This is a genomic window from Romboutsia sp. 13368, assembly GCF_018336475.1.
Taxonomy (GTDB): Bacteria; Bacillota; Clostridia; order Peptostreptococcales; family Peptostreptococcaceae; genus Romboutsia.
The window spans coordinates 2,036,509-2,039,025 of sequence record NZ_CP048741.1 but is presented as its reverse complement, the minus strand read 5'-3'; the positions used below and the strand labels follow the sequence as shown (position 1 = coordinate 2,039,025).

Sequence of the window (2,517 nt, the reverse complement as noted above, 5' to 3'; positions counted from 1 at the left end):
AACTTAAATTCTTCATACTTTAAAAATAAATTTATAAGTGGAAGTAGAATAATAWAATAAAAAAGGGAYTCAGTTGAGTCTCTTTTTTATGGAATTATATTTTTAAATATAAAATCATGTAATATATTTAAAGATTCAGGTTCGTACTTGATAACAAATCCAGCCCCTGGAAGTGTTACAGATGTACTTGCATTGTCAAATGGAAATTCTATTTGATTTATAGCTAAATTACCTATACCTAATACTTTTCCTGCTAAACCTATTATTTCAGTAGGTTTCATATCCGTTTTAACATATGGAAGTACAGTATCTAATAACTTAGGATATTTACTAACTGGTAAATTTTTTACACCATTCATTAGACCTTCTATAACAGCTCTTTGCCTTCTATCTCTTTCTTGAGTAGAGTCATTTTTTCTTATACGAGCATAAGATAATGTTTGGTATCCATTTAGTTTTTGAATACCTGAATGCTCAATCAGTTGAATAGGTTCTGTTTTTTTACTCCATTCATAAGTTTCTTTCTTTATAAATTTATTTGTTTCACTTATTTCATTTTGATGTACATCAACCTCTACTCCTCCCAATGCATCAACTATATCCATAAATGAATAGAAGTCAACTACAGCATAATCTTGAATATCTATCTCAAAGTTATTTTCAATAGTTTCAGTTAATAAGTTTACTCCACCATATGCATATGCGTGAGTAAGTTTTTGATATCCATGACCAGGAATATCAACATATGTATCACGATTTAATGATGTAAGTTTTAAACTTTTATTTACAGTATCTACTGTAAGTATCATCATAGCATCAGATCTAGAACTTTCTTCGCCAGGTCTACCATCTGTTCCTGCAAGTAAGATATTTGTTATCCCTTTTTCTGCTTGGTAGTTATTTTCATTCAGTATACTTTCATCAGCACTTGAGTCATGCATAACATTTAACTTAAAGTAAACATAACCAAAGGCTGCAGCAGGGAATGCTATAACTAATATAGCTAAAAATATAACAAACTTTTTTAAACCAGAGTTTTCCTTTTTTTCTTTTCTTCTCGCCAAAATAATCCCTTCTTTCCTTTTAATCTAGCAAATTATGCTTAATTATAACAATATACATATTATATTAGAGTATTTAAATATATTCAAGTTAATATAAATTACAAAAAAATACAAATTATAAATATAATGTTATTTAACAAAACTAAAAACTATTTCATATTAATAATAATAAGCATATATTAATAGGAGGAGTTTTTAATGGTATTAATACAGACATCAAGTATAGAAAAGAAAGATAATTTATCAGTATGTAATTTAAATTATCCTATTATAAAATCTGATAATAAAAAAAATATAATAAATAATATAAATCAAAGAATTTATGAAGATATAATATCTTTTAAAGCTTCTATAGAAGATATATTAGATATGATACCTGTAAAAAATAGATGTTTATCTTGTATAAATACAGATTATTATATTTCATACAATAATAATGATATTATTAGTATACCTATAGAATTCTCACAAATAGATGGGTTATACAATATATCATATATAAATTCATATAACTATGATATAAGTTTAGAAAAAGAAATAACATTAGAAGATATATTTGATTCAACTATAGATTATATAAATTTAATAGCTAATAAAATAGAAAATAAAATAAAAGAATTATCAAAAGAACTTAGCATGGATAAATATATTATGCTACTAGATTATTTAAAAGATATAGTACTTTCTGATAGTCCAACTTTTTATATAGATAATGATGGAATAACTATATGCTTTTCAAGTTATGAATTAGACCCAATGATATATGATATAAGTACATTTAAAATTTCCTTTGATCAAGATAGAGAATATTTAAATAAATATATATTATAGATAAAGTGGTAGATATTTTTTAGGGGGAATATAAATGCTAGTATTTCAAGARTATGATAGGGAAGCTGCAAGAGACTATGCAAGAAGATGGGCACTAGGTAGAAATCCTGCGTATATGGATTATGAACTATGGGGGGGAGATTGTACAAATTTTATATCTCAGTGTTTAAGAAGTGGCAGTATTCCAATGGATTATAATGGGAAAAATGTACTAGAAAAATGGTATTGGAACAGTGATAAAAATAGAACCCCTACATGGACTGCAGCTCAACCATTTTATAGATATATAATAGGAAACAATAATGAAAATACACAAAACTTTGGTATATATGCAAGACTAGCACAGTATAATGAACTTGAAATTGGAGACATAGTACAACTGGTATATGATAACAATGCATATCATAATATGATAGTTACAGATGTTGTATTAGATGGAGAATATGTAATAGATTATTTAATATGTCAGCATACTTATGATTTACTTGACTATCCTCTTAGTATGAAAGTAGGTCAGAGGCGATATATTAAAATACTTGGATATTATAAATAGATTAAATAATAGYTTAGAATATAATTGAATCCTTTAAGAGTGATTATAAAAGGAATTTAAAAATTATAT

Annotated in this window: 3 protein-coding genes; 2 read left to right on the top strand and 1 reads right to left on the bottom strand. The window is 25.6% G+C overall.

Annotation, left to right across the window (positions count from 1 at the left end; translation table 11 throughout):
- Positions 1 to 86: 86 nt before the first annotated feature.
- Positions 87 to 1,064: an LCP family protein gene (locus tag G3997_RS08450; protein WP_296645353.1), complete on the bottom strand. Its 978-nt coding sequence runs from the start codon at positions 1,062 to 1,064 to the stop codon at positions 87 to 89.
- Positions 1,065 to 1,262: 198 nt separating this feature from the next.
- On the opposite strand from G3997_RS08450, the gene G3997_RS08445 reads away from it, so the two are divergent.
- Together G3997_RS08445 and G3997_RS08440 are read left to right on the top strand one after the other, a co-directional pair.
- A complete protein-coding gene (locus G3997_RS08445; RefSeq protein ID WP_296645352.1) occupies positions 1,263 to 1,895 on the top strand; it encodes an RsiV family protein in 633 nt (210 codons plus the stop codon).
- Positions 1,896 to 1,929: 34 nt separating this feature from the next.
- Positions 1,930 to 2,448, top strand: coding sequence for an amidase domain-containing protein (locus tag G3997_RS08440; RefSeq protein WP_296645351.1), 519 nt, complete (start codon positions 1,930 to 1,932; stop codon positions 2,446 to 2,448).
- Positions 2,449 to 2,517: the final 69 nt, after the last annotated feature.

Coding starts and splice junctions, on each gene's coding strand:
- G3997_RS08445 (WP_296645352.1), top strand. CDS start 1,263: ATGGTATTAATACAGACATCAAGTATAGAAAAGAAAGATAATTTATCA.